Source organism: Bacillus sp. HNG (genome assembly GCF_003400205.1).
Classification (GTDB): domain Bacteria; phylum Bacillota; class Bacilli; order Bacillales; family Bacillaceae_L; genus Ferdinandcohnia.
The window spans coordinates 85701-99753 of the sequence record NZ_QUQV01000005.1 but is presented as its reverse complement, the minus strand read 5'-3'; the positions used below and the strand labels follow the sequence as shown (position 1 = coordinate 99753).

The 14053-nt window shown below is 37.1% G+C and carries 13 protein-coding genes and 1 other RNA gene; 11 read left to right on the top strand and 3 right to left on the bottom strand.

Annotated elements, in window-relative coordinates:
- The 9 genes from DZB84_RS11015 (at nt 1) to DZB84_RS10975 (ending at nt 8658) form a co-directional block, all read left to right on the top strand.
- Nucleotides 1-1263 carry a ribonuclease H-like domain-containing protein gene (locus tag DZB84_RS11015; protein ID WP_116352313.1) on the top strand — a complete coding sequence of 421 codons (1263 nt, stop codon included), beginning with the start codon at nt 1-3 and terminating at the stop codon, nt 1261-1263.
- A 352-nt stretch (nt 1264-1615) separates the two neighbouring features.
- On the top strand, nt 1616-1852 hold the full coding sequence (locus tag DZB84_RS11010; RefSeq protein ID WP_116352312.1) for a spore coat protein: 237 nt from the start codon (nt 1616-1618) through the stop codon (nt 1850-1852).
- 132 nt (nt 1853-1984) lie between these two features.
- Complete coding sequence (locus DZB84_RS11005) at nt 1985-2542, top strand: SLOG family protein (RefSeq protein WP_116352539.1); 558 nt, start codon at nt 1985-1987, stop codon at nt 2540-2542.
- A 94-nt stretch (nt 2543-2636) separates the two neighbouring features.
- Nucleotides 2637-2936, top strand: coding sequence for a cell division regulator GpsB (gene gpsB, locus DZB84_RS11000; protein WP_116352311.1), 300 nt, complete (start codon nt 2637-2639; stop codon nt 2934-2936).
- 155 nt (nt 2937-3091) lie between these two features.
- Nucleotides 3092-3486: RNase P RNA component class B (rnpB, locus tag DZB84_RS10995), an RNA gene on the top strand.
- A gap of 170 nt (nt 3487-3656) precedes the next feature.
- Nucleotides 3657-4799, top strand: coding sequence for a THUMP domain-containing class I SAM-dependent RNA methyltransferase (locus DZB84_RS10990; protein WP_116352310.1), 1143 nt, complete (start codon nt 3657-3659; stop codon nt 4797-4799).
- 91 nt (nt 4800-4890) lie between these two features.
- Complete coding sequence (locus tag DZB84_RS10985) at nt 4891-5076, top strand: hypothetical protein (protein WP_116352309.1); 186 nt, start codon at nt 4891-4893, stop codon at nt 5074-5076.
- 116 nt (nt 5077-5192) lie between these two features.
- Nucleotides 5193-7124 carry an ATP-dependent DNA helicase gene (locus DZB84_RS10980; protein WP_116352308.1) on the top strand — a complete coding sequence of 644 codons (1932 nt, stop codon included), beginning with the start codon at nt 5193-5195 and terminating at the stop codon, nt 7122-7124.
- A gap of 16 nt (nt 7125-7140) precedes the next feature.
- Nucleotides 7141-8658 carry a carboxypeptidase M32 gene (locus DZB84_RS10975; protein ID WP_116352307.1) on the top strand — a complete coding sequence of 506 codons (1518 nt, stop codon included), beginning with the start codon at nt 7141-7143 and terminating at the stop codon, nt 8656-8658.
- Nucleotides 8659-8699: 41 nt separating this feature from the next.
- Here DZB84_RS10975 and DZB84_RS10970 read toward each other — a convergent pair whose 3' ends face one another.
- The 3 genes from DZB84_RS10970 to DZB84_RS10960 form a co-directional block, all read right to left on the bottom strand.
- Nucleotides 8700-10352: a b(o/a)3-type cytochrome-c oxidase subunit 1 gene (locus DZB84_RS10970; RefSeq protein ID WP_116352306.1), complete on the bottom strand. Its 1653-nt coding sequence runs from the start codon at nt 10350-10352 to the stop codon at nt 8700-8702.
- Nucleotides 10352-10822 carry a cytochrome c oxidase subunit II gene (locus tag DZB84_RS10965; protein ID WP_116352305.1) on the bottom strand — a complete coding sequence of 157 codons (471 nt, stop codon included), beginning with the start codon at nt 10820-10822 and terminating at the stop codon, nt 10352-10354. The genes DZB84_RS10970 and DZB84_RS10965 overlap by 1 nt, the downstream gene beginning before the upstream one ends.
- Nucleotides 10823-10931: 109 nt before the next feature.
- The gene (locus tag DZB84_RS10960; RefSeq protein WP_116352304.1) at nt 10932-11087 is read right to left on the bottom strand and encodes a cytochrome c oxidase subunit 2A; all 156 of its coding nucleotides are present in this window, start codon (nt 11085-11087) and stop codon (nt 10932-10934) included.
- Nucleotides 11088-11636: 549 nt separating this feature from the next.
- Between DZB84_RS10960 and DZB84_RS10955 the strand changes: the two genes are divergently transcribed.
- Complete coding sequence (locus DZB84_RS10955; protein ID WP_116352303.1) at nt 11637-12716, top strand: PRK06851 family protein; 1080 nt, start codon at nt 11637-11639, stop codon at nt 12714-12716.
- A gap of 247 nt (nt 12717-12963) precedes the next feature.
- Entirely contained in the window at nt 12964-14052 is a 1089-nt protein-coding gene (locus DZB84_RS10950; RefSeq protein WP_116352302.1) for a type III polyketide synthase, read from the top strand.
- The last annotated feature ends 1 nt before the right edge of the window (nt 14053 follow it).

Sequence of the window (14053 nt, the reverse complement as noted above, 5' to 3'; positions counted from 1 at the left end):
ATGTCGATTAAAGGGAAATTAAACCGACTGAAAAATCATATTGTAAAAGAAGATAAAGGTAAATCGGAAATTGTCGAATCTTCAGTTTCTGTGGAAGAGATTCCTTTTCTTGATAAATGGAAGGAATTTGGAGCACAACCCTTTTATTTTGATGGAACATACTGCATGGTTCGGAAAGTGGAATTTCCTTTGAATTATCAGCATGGTTTATATTCGTTCTCTAAATTAAACGATGTAATGGACATGTGGAATTCATCCTCAATAAAGCACCCATTGTCCGCAAAGGGGCATCAGCTCTCCGATTTGTTTTTCTTTGACACGGAGACAACTGGTTTAGGTGGGGGAACAGGCAATACAATCTTCTTATTAGGACATGCAAGGGTTCAGAATGATAAAGTTATTCTCACTCAACATTTTTTACCCAATCCTGGAGCTGAGGTTGCCCTATACCAAAGTTTTCTTTCAAGTGTTGACTATACAACTCTAGTCACATATAACGGGAAATCATTTGATTGGCCACAGGTGAAAACAAGGCATACATTAATTCGAGATGCACTGCCTAACTTACCTGATTTTGGACATTTTGATTTGTATCATGCAGCTAGAAGGCTTTGGAAAGATAAACTTGATTCTGTCAGACTGTCTAATGTTGAGAAGGAAATTCTTGAGATCAAACGTGAAGGTGATGTCCCGGGATATTTAGCACCGATTCTTTATTTTGATTTTGTGGAAAATCAGGTGCCAGATGGAATCTTTGGCGTCATGCGGCACAATGAAATTGATATTTTATCGTTATTGACTCTCTATATTCATTTATCAGGTGCTGTGATTTTGAATGAAAAGAACAAGTATACTTCTGATAAATACGAGGTCGCAAGGTGGCTTGAGGCATTAGGGGAGACCAGTAAGGCACAGGAATTGTATCAACAAGTAGTTGATGTTGATTCTGAAAAAGAAACGAAGGCAAAGCTTGCCCTAGCTTTTCTTTCAAAAAAGGAGAAAAAGCTTGAAGAAGCAATGAGGCTATTTATGGAAGTATATGAAAATGGAGAGGATCAGGATGCGATTACAGCGAGTATAGAGCTTGCGAAATATTATGAGCATCATAATAAAGATTTTGAAACTGCATGGGACTTTGCTAATAGTGGATATTTGAGATGGAAAGAATCAAGAATTTCAGATAATAAGACAAAAAATGCGAAAATAGAGGCTGAGTTTGAGAAGCGAATCTCTAGAATAAGAGGGAAACTTCGGAAAAGTTAAAAAATATTACCCGGGTAAGCGCAAAATTAGCGGTTTTTCGCGTTTTTTATGTCGATTTCATGAAAACTTGAATGCTTCCTTCATTTGTCATTGTAGAACAATGTAATACCATGTAAAATAGTGTTTTGTGTAAAGGAAATATTATTTTAGATGGAGCGAGAATAGAATGTATAAGAAAATCTTATTTCTATACTTTTTTGTTTTAGTATTAATTGTCCTTATATTAACCGGAATTAAAGACGGCTCATATGCCATTTTCTACTAAAAAATAGGTGTTTTGATTAGTACATGACTCTACTTTCTTTCATAGGCTATTACTGTAAGAACAGATGAAGGAAAGGAGATAGATAAAATGTATTGTCCAACAAATGTAATGCAACCTATTGTACACCCAACAAAATGCTGTGTTCAACACCACTGCTGTAAAACAATTGTTCCACACATTCATCCTTCACATACGCAACATATTAATCATCATATGTATCAACATATGCATTATTTTCCACACACAGAATCTGTTGCGACTGAAGTAACAAATCAACACTTCAATTGTGGAGCAATGCCACCTGGACCATTTATTGGCCGGTAAACCATTATCTTAATTTAAAAACGTAACAAATAAAACTTACAAAAACACAACAGGAACTGTAATGGTTCCTGTTTTACATATAATTGTTGGAAATCTGCTGCTAAAATCAATAGAAAAAGGAGTCTTGACATGATAAAGGTTGTTGCAATTACGGGCTATAAACCGTTTGAGCTTGGAATTTTTGGACAAGACCATCCTGGAATCCACTATATCAAACTAGCCCTTAAAAATGCGCTTCTCCCCTTAATTGAGGATGGACTAGAATGGGTCATCATTAGTGGGCAACTAGGTGTCGAACTTTGGGCTGCCGAAATCACATTTGAGCTTCAAGAGGAATACCCAGAGCTCAAGCTTGCAGTTATTACTCCATTCCTGGAGCAAGATGAAAAGTGGAACGAAACAAATAGAGAATACTACCAAATGATATTGTCGCAAGCAGATTACGTAAACAGCATTACAAACCGGAAATATGATAATCCATCACAATTTCGATTGAAAAATGCTTTCTTTCTAGACAAAAGTGATGCTTTCATAATACTATATGATGAGGAAAAGGATGGGAGTCCGCGTTATATTTATGCAGATGCGAAAAAAAAGTGCGAAAATGATGATTATCAGCTAATTTCAATTAACGCTTATGATCTCCAGGTCATCGTTGAAGAAGAACATTACGCTAATAATGAATATTGAAAAATTCTCCTTTTGCAATTTAAATTGACAATACGTGAAATTTTTGAAAAAATAGATATAGGAATAATGGGGAAAGTGTATCGAGGTGAAACGAATGTTATCTGATAAAATAAAATTAACTACAACACAGATACTTGAAAAAGAATTTAAATCAGCCATGAAAGGCTATAAACAAGAAGAAGTTGATAAATTTTTAGATGTGATCATTAAGGATTATGAAACTTTTTATCAAGAAATTGAAGAACTTCAACAAGAAAACCTTCGATTAAAGCGTCAACTAGAGGAGTCCTATAAGAAACAACCACAGGCGCAAACGGGTACAACTAATTTTGATATTCTAAAACGATTATCAAACCTTGAAAAACATGTATTTGGTAGTAAGCTGTATGATTGAGTCTCAATGATGTGGCGTTTTTAAACTATGTTGCTTAAATCCAGCTTTCACGGGTATTTAATCCCCCAAAAAGTGTAAGTTGAAGAAATTACCAATGCGTTATCACTTGCAATTGTAATGTTTTTTTACTATACTATTTTTTGCACACATTAATAACGTTCGGGTAATCGCTGCAGGGAGACCTGCAGAGGAAAGTCCATGCTCGCACGGGCTGAGATGTCCGTAGTGTTCGTGCCTAGCGAAATGATAAGCTAGGGTAGCGAGGAGTTAATCTTTGCTAACGGCAGGAAAAAAACCTAAGTCCATCTGGATATGGTTTGACTACCTATAAAGTGCCACAGTGACGAAGTCTTGTAAGAAATTACAAGAGTGGAACGAGGTAAACCCCACGAGCGAGAAACCCAAATTATGGTAGGGGCACTTTCTCTCTTGGAAATGAACAAGGAGAAGGACAGACACTTTATCGTCTGTAGATAGATGATTACCACCGGAGTACGAGGTATTCGTTTTACCGATTGAAGTACGATGGAACAAAACATGGCTTACAGAACGTTATTAATTAAACGATACTTACATGATGAATAAAGAAGCAAAGCTCTTCATGATGAAGAGCTTTTTGTTTGCACACAAAACCATTTTAGTTGCAAATCTTGCATTACGAGTTGAGATTCTTTATTCTTTTACTATATAAATGATTGTACATAGTTAGGGTGAACGTGAATGGGTAAAGTAACACTTATTGCTACAGCAGCAATGGGGATTGAATCAATTGTTGCAAAAGAAGTACGAGATTTAGGTTATGAATGTACGGTTGAAAACGGGAAGGTTACGTTTGTTGCTGATGAACAAGCCATCTGCCGTAGTAATCTTTGGCTTAGAACAGCAGACCGTATCAAGCTAAAAGTTGGAGAATTTAAAGCAACAACCTTTGATGAGTTATTCGAAAAGACAAAGGCCCTTGATTGGGGAGATTTAATCCCAGAAAATGCAGAGTTTCCGGTTATCGGGAAGTCAGTAAAGTCCAAGCTTTTTAGTGTTTCAGATTGTCAAAGCATTGTAAAAAAAGCAGTTGTTGACAGCCTGAAGAAGCATTACCGCAAAACATCAGGCTGGTTTGAGGAAACCGGTCCATTATTCCGAATAGAGGTAGCCTTACTTAAAGACGTCGCAACACTCACAATCGACTGTTCAGGGGTCGGACTACATAAACGGGGGTATCGGGTCGACCAAGGGGAGGCACCTTTAAAAGAAACACTAGCTGCAACTTTAGTCATGCTGACAAACTGGACGCCGGAAAGACCTTTTGTTGATCCGTTTTGTGGTTCTGGAACGATACCAATAGAAGCTGCTTTAATCGGACAAAATATTGCTCCTGGATTTAACCGTGATTTTGTGTCTGAGGATTGGGAGTGGATCGGTAAAAAGCGTTGGAATGAAGCGCGCCAAGAGGTAGAGGATTTAGCCAAGTATGATCAGCCTCTTGATATTAGCGGCTTTGATCTTGACCACCGAATGATTCAAATAGCAAAGAATAATGCCGAGGAAGCAGGTCTTTCAGATTTGATCCAGTTTAAACAAATGCAGGTTCGGGATTTTACAACAACTAAAGAGTATGGCGTAATCGTTGGAAATCCTCCATATGGGGAAAGATTGGGTGAAAAAAAGGCTGTTGAAGAGATGTATCGTGGTATGGGGGAAGCCCTTCGTCCCTATGATACATGGTCAGTCTATATGCTAACCTCACATCCTGAATTTGAACAATTATACGGGAAGCCAGCTACGAAAAAGCGTAAGCTGTTTAACGGATTTATTAGAACCGACTACTATCAGTATTGGGGTAAGAGACCGCCTAGAGAACGTTAATATCATTACAATTTAGGATTTCATGAATAGTTCAACTCCAAAGGTCATATACTTTATTGGTGTCTACAAATTTTCCAGGAGTGAATGAGTAATGAACTACCTAGATTTCAAAAAAATTCAAGATGCGTTGAATGATACATATCGCACTCTTCAAAATGAGATAGGGGAAGAGCTGGATCCACTTAAATCCATTGTTCAAGCAAAAAATGACCTACTCCATGCAATGTCTCATTCAACTTCCATTGATGTGGATTTTTTACGATATAAAAGTGAATGAACGAATATCACAAGAAAACTCGCTGCGGCGGGTTTTCTTGTTTTCGTGTTGACTTAGCTCCTACACTAGTAGATAATTAAAAATTGGCGCATACCTTGGTTTTGGGGGTTTTACAGATGATTGGAGAAGGGTTACCCTTTCAAATATCCAGAAATGAAAATTTCTTTGATAAATTAAATGAATGGATTGGCGATGTGTTTTATGACATCCTTCCGGAAAAAGGCTTTGATCTTCGTGATGAGCAAATATATATGGCATTTCAGCTTGAAAAAGCATTTAAAGAAAAATCAATTGTATTCGCAGAAGCCGGTGTAGGTACTGGTAAAACAATTGTTTATCTGTTGTATGCCATTTGTTATGCGAGATATATGAGAAAGCCAGCGATTATTTCATGTGCAGATGAGTCGTTAATTGAACAACTTGTGAAGCCTGAAGGAGACATTGCAAAAATCGCTGACGCATTAAACTTGAAAATTGATGTTCGTCTTGCAAAGGCACAGGATCAATATCTTTGTCTGCAAAAGTTAGATCGTGCTACACGTCGAACGACAAATGAGAAAATTTCACAAATTTATAATGAGTTACCAGATTTTGTTCATAGTCATTCGACTATGCAAACATTCCATCATTACGGGGATCGAAAAACATATTCTGAGCTTACGGATGAGGAATGGAAAAGTGTTGCATGGGATAACTTTCAAGATTGTTTTTCATGTGATTTGCGCCATCGTTGTGGTCTCACGTTATCTAGAGACCATTATCGTAAGGCTGTTGATTTAATTATCTGTTCTCATGATTTTTATATGGAGCATGTGTGGACAATGGAAGCCAGAAAAAGAGAAGGGCAGCTTCCCTTTTTACCAGAAAGTAGCTGTGTTGTCTTTGATGAAGGTCATTTACTAGAATTCTCTGCTCAAAAAGCATTAACCTATCGTGTTCAGGAAACGACTTTAGAAGGTTTGTTAACAAGGTTATTAGAAAATGATGTCCGTGAAGAATTTGCTCAATTAATTGAAGATACAATTGAGCAAAATGATCAGTTTTATCGACTTCTTCGAATGAATAGTCAAGAAGTTGAAGGGTCTACACGCATGGATATAGAGCCGGATGTCGATTTACTGGCTAATTCAAATAAACTTCTTCAGATGATTGTTGAGATTGGCAATAATCTTGTGTTTGAGGCAGAGACGTACACGATTGATCAATACGAATTACATATAGTCGATGAATATTTAGATCAAATGGAATTTTCATTAAAACTTTTCGGTGAAGAAAATAATGCTGTTTGTTGGGGAGAAGCAGATGGTGAAAGCTACACATTAGTCATTATGCCACAAGCAGTGGAAACTATTTTAGCTGAAAAAGTGTTTTCGAAAAACATTCCGTTTGTATTTTCTTCAGCTACTTTATCTGAAAATAAATCCTTTGATTATATTGCCAAGAGTTTAGGAATCAGGAACTATCAATCGTTTTCGGTTGAATCACCATTTGATTATGAAAATCAAATGAAGATTCAGATGCCTGTGTTTCACACTCGAGAGAATCTGTTTCGTTCAAAATTTGATTTTGCTTGGGATGAAATTGAAAAGTCAGAGGGTCGGACACTTCTGTTATTTAATTCGACGGAAGAGCTACAAATGTTTAAAGAGAACTGTAACTCGGGAAAATATCTAATTCTATTTGAAGGGGATCAAGAAATCAGTGGACTTGTGTCCACGTTCCAAAATGATGAACACAGCATCCTTTGTTCCACTTCTTTATGGGAAGGGCTTGATATTCCTGGACCTTCCTTATCAAATGTCATCATTTGGTCATTGCCATTCCCACCAAATGATCCTGTTTTTCAATCAAAAAGAAAAAGAGCCGAATCACCATTTGAGAAGATCGACCTTCCATATATGTTATTAAGACTAAGGCAAGGCATTGGTCGCTTGATTCGTTCAAGTGAAGATGCAGGAACTGTCAGTATTTTTGTAGAAGATAATACAAGTAACCTAGTCATTGACAACATAAAAAATGTTCTACCGACAAAGGTTGATACAAAATAGAGGGGGAGAACGAAAAGTGTCAGAACAACTACAACAAACTGAACAAGCGTTTCTTGATTTAGTTAAGAAGATGACAAGCTATAGTGAGGCAATTGGGGTTATGTATTGGGATTTACGTACAGGTGCTCCGAAAAAGGGAGTGGAGCAGCGATCGGAAGTAATCGGTATGCTTTCATCAGAGGTTTTTGCTATGTCAACTTCTGCCGAAATGGAGACCTATTTAAAAGAATTAACGACTCCAGAGGCACAAAAACAGCTTGGTGACATTACGAAAAAAGTCGTGGAAGAATGTAAAAAAGATTTTGAACGAAACAAAAAAATTCCAGCAGATGAATTCCGTGAATATGTCATCTTGCAATCAAAAGCAGAATCCGTTTGGGAAGATGCGAAAGAAAAATCTGATTTTGAAATGTTCCGTCCGTATTTAGAAAAACTTGTCAAATTTACGAAAAAATTTATTGGCTACTGGGGATACGAGGGCAACAAATACAATACATTGCTTGATATGTACGAACCAGGCGTAACAGTGGAGGTAGTGGACCGAGTATTTGCTCAATTACGAGAAAAAATCGTTCCACTTGTTAAAGCCGTCACCGAGTCACAAAACAAGCCGGAAACGTCATTTTTATTTAAGGAATTTCCAAAGGAAAAGCAACGTGACTTTAGCCTTCAGATTCTTAAGAAAATGGGTTATGACTTTGAGGCTGGTCGCCTAGATGAAACAGTTCACCCATTCGCAACCGGATTAAATCCAGGGGATGTACGTGTAACGACAAATTATGTGGAAAATGACTTCAGAACAGCTGTTTTTGGTACCATTCATGAAGGTGGGCATGCCCTTTATGAGCAAAACATTTCTCCGGATTTGGTTGGGACAAACCTTGCAGAAGGAACTTCAATGGGAATCCATGAATCTCAGTCCTTATTCTATGAAAACATTGTCGGTCGTAGTCTACCACTTTGGAAAAATAACTTTGAGTTATTGAAAGAATATGCAAGCGGTCAGTTTGATCAAGTTTCAGTTGAAGACTTTTACCGTGCAATCAATGAATCGAAGCCATCATTTATTCGAATCGAGGCGGATGAATTAACCTATCCATTGCATATCATGGTCCGTTATGAAATTGAAAAAAGCCTTTTTAATGATGAGATTGAAGTAAAGGATCTACCAGAAATTTGGAATGCAAAATATGAAGAGTATTTGGGTATTCGTCCTGAGAATGATGCAAAAGGTGTTTTACAAGATGTCCACTGGGCAGGTGGGAGCTTTGGCTATTTCCCGTCTTATGCACTTGGATACATGTATGCCGCTCAATTTAAGAATGCCATGTTAAAGGATATCCCAAATTTTGATGAACTGGTAGAAGAGGGGAACCTAACTCCAATTAAAGAATGGTTAACAAAACATATTCATCAATATGGAAAGCTTAAGAAACCATTGGAAATCATCCAAGACGTGACAGGTGAGGGATTAAACGCAAACTATTTAATCCAGTACTTAGAAGAAAAATATCGTGCAATTTACAAATTGTAGAATAAAAAAGCTACGCAGCTTAAGTTGCGTAGCTTTTTTGCTTATAGTAAATGTTTGAAAGGTTTAGCTCCAGGTGGTGCATTTTGAATCATATCAACAAATGGAATGGTATAAGCGATTAAGATTAATACGGCTAACACACCAACCCAAAGCTTCCAGTTTTCTAGAATCATAGGTGTTTTTTCTGCTTCTTCTGCCACTTCACCTACAGGGAATTCTGTTTCACCTTTTGGTGCAAAGAAGGCTAAATTAACAAAAATAACAAGGACTAAGATGATACCTATAAAGAGAATAGAGCCACCAATTGCTTGTGCTATTTGATAAGGAACCCATTCTGCTGCTTGCGCTGAACCTCCATAAGTTGAGAAAGCAGAACGTCTAGGAGCTCCTAGTAATCCAGCAAAGTGCATAGCTGTTGACATGAATGCCATACCAATTGTCCAAACAATTGTTTGGATAATCGCAAGTTTATTCATAGCCTTTGTCATCACACGTCCAGTTAAGTGTGGAATGAGCCAATATGCGATTCCAAAGAATGTTAACAGAACAGTTGTTGCAACGGTTAAGTGAAAGTGTCCTGTTACCCAAATTGTATTATGAATAACTTGGTTCAACTGGTGACTTGCATTGATAATACCGCCGGCACCAGCAGGGATAAAGATTAACATACCCATGAATGGTGCGAAGAAACGAGCATCTCCCCAAGGAAGCTTTCTGAACCAGCCAAATAAACCTGTTGCACCTTTTGATCTTCCATACATTTCGAATGAAGCAAACATAGAGAAAGCAGTCATTAATGACGGAATAACAACCATGAATGTTAAAACAACTTGTAAGTACTTCCAGTTTGGATCAATACCAGGTTCTGTTAACTGATGGTGGAATCCAACCGGTATAGAGAATAGTAGGAACAAAATGAATGATAATCTTGCAAGTGCATCAGAGAAAATTTTTCCTCCGATTACTTTAGGGATCACAACGTACCATGCCATGTAAGCTGGTAATAACCAGAAATATACAAGCGGGTGACCAAAATACCAGAATAATGTTCTACTAATTAAGACATCAATTTTATCAACCCACCCAAATGACCATGGAATAAATTGAATAAGAACGGTTGCAGCTACTCCAAGTGTTGCAACTAACCAAAGAATCATTGTCATGACAGCCATGTAGCTTAGTAATGGAGTGACTTTACCAGGATTTGCTTTTTTCCATTTACCAAAGTGTGAAAACATTGCAAACCCACTAATCCAGCTACCAACAACAACAAGCGCAAGTCCAATATAGAAGAAAGGGTGGGCTTGTAATGGAGCATAGAATGTATAAAGAACGGATGCTTCACCCATAAGGATGGTGGTCGCAGTTGACGCAGTACCGATTGTCATCACCCAAAAACCAATCCAACCTGATAGTCGGACTTTGGGAGAAAGTGTACCAGCCGTTTTACTTAAACTTGCAAATAAGAAACCTATAGCAAAAAAAGTTGTAAGTACAAGTGCTAATAATACTCCGTGAACGGTTAATAATTGATAATAGCCAATTCCTGCAGGTAATGTAAATTTACCTGAACGTACAAGTGTCTGAAGTAATCCTGCAGTTCCACCTAAAAATAAAGCGATAAAGGCTACATAAAAGTGTGCCATTGCTAGTTTTGCATCTTTTTTGTCTACCTTGACATTTGAATTTAACATTATTCGGTCACCTCAACTTTTGCCATCATTAAGTGGTGCCCAGCTCCACAATATTCATTACATAACACTAAAAATTCGCCTGTTTTAGAAAATGTTTGTGTATAGCTGCTCACATATCCAGGTTCAACCATCATATTGACGTTTGTACCGGCAATTGCAAATCCGTGAACAACATCTTTTGTTGCTACATTAATTGTTACCTCTGCATCTTTTGGAATTTGGATGGTGTTAGGTGTGTAAGCAAATGCTTCAGCAACAAGGTTTAATTCATATTTGTTTCCTTCAATATGAACGAGTCCAGGATTGTCAAATGGTGCTGTTTCAGAAACCTTTTCTGGATCAATTGTTTTAATGCTACTTGCTGGTTGATGGCCCATTGCGAACGCACCAACACCAACAACTCCTAGAAATACAAATAGGATTCCAATACCAAAAATGAGCCATATTTTTTCATATTTATGCAAATGCATGGCTTCTTCCCCTTTCAAATTTCACATTCTTTTTCTATATTTTTGTTCATAAAATAGTACAAGTCACTCAAATGAAAGACTTGCCTTGCTTTCTTAGTAGAAAGTGTTATTACACTCGATCTAAGAACAAGAAAAAGACAGCTAGCCAAGATAAAATTAAGAAAAGTCCCAGTAATAATACAGATGCCAATGTCCCTTTTAAAGAAGTTTTTTCATCTTCAATTTTAGTTTTTTGGTTTGTCTTCGTAAGCTCTGTCATAGCCATTCATCACGACCCCCTTATGCAACGTTTTACATTTTCATCATACAAAACAATTTGTTAAAATCTAGACGATTTTGAGCTTTTCACAAATTGTTCATTCCTAATCTAATCACTATATTAATAGTGAAAACTTAGTAAAACAGTGATTTTTATCACATTCGGGCAGGAAGATATTTGAATAATTTGTGACAAACGCAATAACAGTCTTGGAAACGCAAACATATTCTATAGGAAAAAGGATGTGTGCAAATGATTAGATACTATTGTTCAAGATGTCATTCCCTTTTACTAAATAACAAAGAAAGATGTTTCAAATGCGGGAATGCTGTAATCACTCAGATCAATATAAATGTACAGAAGAACGACCAGAAATCCACATAATCACTATTTTTGAATAGTGATTTTTTTGCCTGGTAATCAAACAGTCATTATATTGCTAAACTAACTTTTTTGGTGACAAAGTGAAAAAATTTTAGATTTGTAATCACATAGATTGCTCCTTCGCCATAGTCTAAAGATAGGCGAATGTCTACAAGGAGGTAAGCAGTTTATATGGCAAAAATAAAAAATTATTATGCAGGTACCAATTCTAGTGTAGGTTTTTTCTCGTTGTATGATGAAGCATTGAAAGGCTTGGAAACTCTTTATATTTTAAAAGGGGGACCAGGTACAGGTAAATCTACCTTCATGAGAAAAATCGGTCTTATATTCATGGATAAAGGCTATGACCTTGAATACTTACACTGTTCTTCAGACAATCACTCTATAGATGGAATCGTGATTCCAGAACGAAAATTAGGATTTGTAGACGGTACGGCACCACATGTTATTGAGCCTAGATACCCCGGAGTTGTCGAAAAGGTAATTGATCTTGGTCAACACCGTAATGATGAATACTTAATGCAATATAAGAATGAAATCATCGAATTAACGGATGATATCTCGAAGAACTTTGAAAATGCTTATAAGACGTTTGCAGAAGCAAAGAAAGTTCATTTAAAGCGTGAGGATATTTATGTCTCTTCCATGAGTTTTAAAAAGGCGGATGCAGTTCTTCAAAATTTAATTGATACGATTTTTAGCAAGCCTTTTGAAGGGGAGGAAAACCCGACTATTCGGAAGCGATTTTTTGGAGCAGCAACACCAAAGGGTGCAGTGAATTTTATCGATAATATTACAGAAGAATATGAAAAACGTTATATCATCAAAGGAAGACCAGGAAGCGGGAAGTCAACATTGATGAAAAAGGTAGGAAAGCATGCCGAACAACATGGTTTATCGGTGGAGTATTTCCACTGTGCATTTGATCCGAAAAGCATTGACATGATTATTATTCCACAACTAAGCGTGTCAATTGTAGATGGGACGGCTCCGCATGTTATCGACCCATTCCGCGAACAAGATGAAGTGGTCGATATGTTTGCATTATGTATGGATCCAAAAATCGAAAACACGTTCAAACAGGAAATTGAAGAGTTAAACCTCGAATATAAAAATAAGATGACAATTGGTACAAATTTTTTAAGTGAAGCAAAACGACTTCACGACAAGCTTGAGGAATACTACAAAGCGGCAATGGATTTCGAAGCAATTGACAACAAACGAGAGGAACTCGTCAAGACTTTATTATAGATTAAGGCTCAAACAAAGTTTGCGAAACAGCCTAGATTGAAGCCTATTGTAAACCAAAATTTTACTAGTGAATGTTTGAAAAATTTGAGTTATACTATTAATGCACAACAACAAAACAACTCCTTTGAAACGTGAGCTTTCCCGTAAACCGGGAAGGCTTTTTTTACGCCTATTTTTGTTATTGCATACTTATTCTAAAACTGGAAAAAGTAACCTAGAGATGACCTATAGAGAAAGGGTGTGTTCCATGCCTAAAGTGATTTCGATAGGTATATGCAATCCACCAAATAAAATCGATCAAATGAAGACAACTGAATTTATTAGAGACCTCTTTTATGAGCATTTTCCAGATATTGATCGGCTCATTAAGGTATTTGCTAATAGTGAAATTGAGGAGAGATATTTCAGTGAATCATTGGAATGGTATGGGAAAGAGCATAGCTTTGAGGAAAAAAATGATACATATATTGAAAAGGCTATTACATATGGAACAGAAGCGATTCACAACTGTTTATCAAATCAACAGTTACTTGCGAAAAAGATAAATCCTGAAGAAATTGAAGCCATTTTTTTTATTTCAAGCTCAGGCATCTCAACCCCAAGTATTGAAGCGAGGATCATGAATAAGATGGAATTCCTGCCACATACGAAGCGAATTCCGATTTGGGGGCTTGGGTGTGCTGGAGGAGCATCTGGCTTAGCGAGGGCGTTTGATTATTGTAAAGCATATCCTAAAGCAAAAGTACTTGTCCTTGCTGTAGAGCTTTGCAGCTTAACCTTTCAAAAAAATGATTTTTCAAAGAGCAATTTAATCGGCACCTCATTATTTGCGGATGGCACGGCATGTGTTTGTATTGGCGGCGATGAGGTGGAATATCATGGGGCAACTGCTGTTTTTCCGTCCTTTGTATCCTCCCGATCGACCTTAATGGCAAATTCAGAGGATGTAATGGGCTGGGATATTAAAAATTCGGGACTACACGTCATTTTTTCAAAAGATATTCCGAGCATTGTGAAGTCATGGTTGAAGGGAAATGTAGACGAATTTTTACATGGTAATCAGCTTAATATAACTGAAATAAAGCATTTTATTGCCCATCCAGGTGGGAAGAAGGTTTTGGATGCATATGAGGCATCCCTTGATATCCCGAGTTCAATGACTGTCATTGCAAGAGAAGTGTTGCGTAGGCAAGGGAATATGTCTTCTGTTACAGTGCTTTATGTCTTAAAGGAGTTTATGGAGAAACAGCTGGGAAAAGAAGGAGATTATGGGCTAGTTACTGCGCTAGGACCTGGGTTTAGCTCTGAATTAGTCCTGTTACATTGGAGGAAATAAA

Coding starts and splice junctions, on each gene's coding strand:
- DZB84_RS11015 (WP_116352313.1), top strand. CDS start 1: ATGTCGATTAAAGGGAAATTAAACCGACTGAAAAATCATATTGTAAAA.
- DZB84_RS11010 (WP_116352312.1), top strand. CDS start 1,616: ATGTATTGTCCAACAAATGTAATGCAACCTATTGTACACCCAACAAAA.
- gpsB (WP_116352311.1), top strand. CDS start 2,637: ATGTTATCTGATAAAATAAAATTAACTACAACACAGATACTTGAAAAA.
- DZB84_RS10990 (WP_116352310.1), top strand. CDS start 3,657: ATGGGTAAAGTAACACTTATTGCTACAGCAGCAATGGGGATTGAATCA.
- DZB84_RS10985 (WP_116352309.1), top strand. CDS start 4,891: ATGAACTACCTAGATTTCAAAAAAATTCAAGATGCGTTGAATGATACA.
- DZB84_RS10980 (WP_116352308.1), top strand. CDS start 5,193: ATGATTGGAGAAGGGTTACCCTTTCAAATATCCAGAAATGAAAATTTC.
- DZB84_RS10970 (WP_116352306.1), bottom strand. CDS start 10,352: ATGTTAAATTCAAATGTCAAGGTAGACAAAAAAGATGCAAAACTAGCA.
- DZB84_RS10965 (WP_116352305.1), bottom strand. CDS start 10,822: ATGCATTTGCATAAATATGAAAAAATATGGCTCATTTTTGGTATTGGA.
- DZB84_RS10960 (WP_116352304.1), bottom strand. CDS start 11,087: ATGGCTATGACAGAGCTTACGAAGACAAACCAAAAAACTAAAATTGAA.
- DZB84_RS10955 (WP_116352303.1), top strand. CDS start 11,637: ATGGCAAAAATAAAAAATTATTATGCAGGTACCAATTCTAGTGTAGGT.
- DZB84_RS10950 (WP_116352302.1), top strand. CDS start 12,964: ATGCCTAAAGTGATTTCGATAGGTATATGCAATCCACCAAATAAAATC.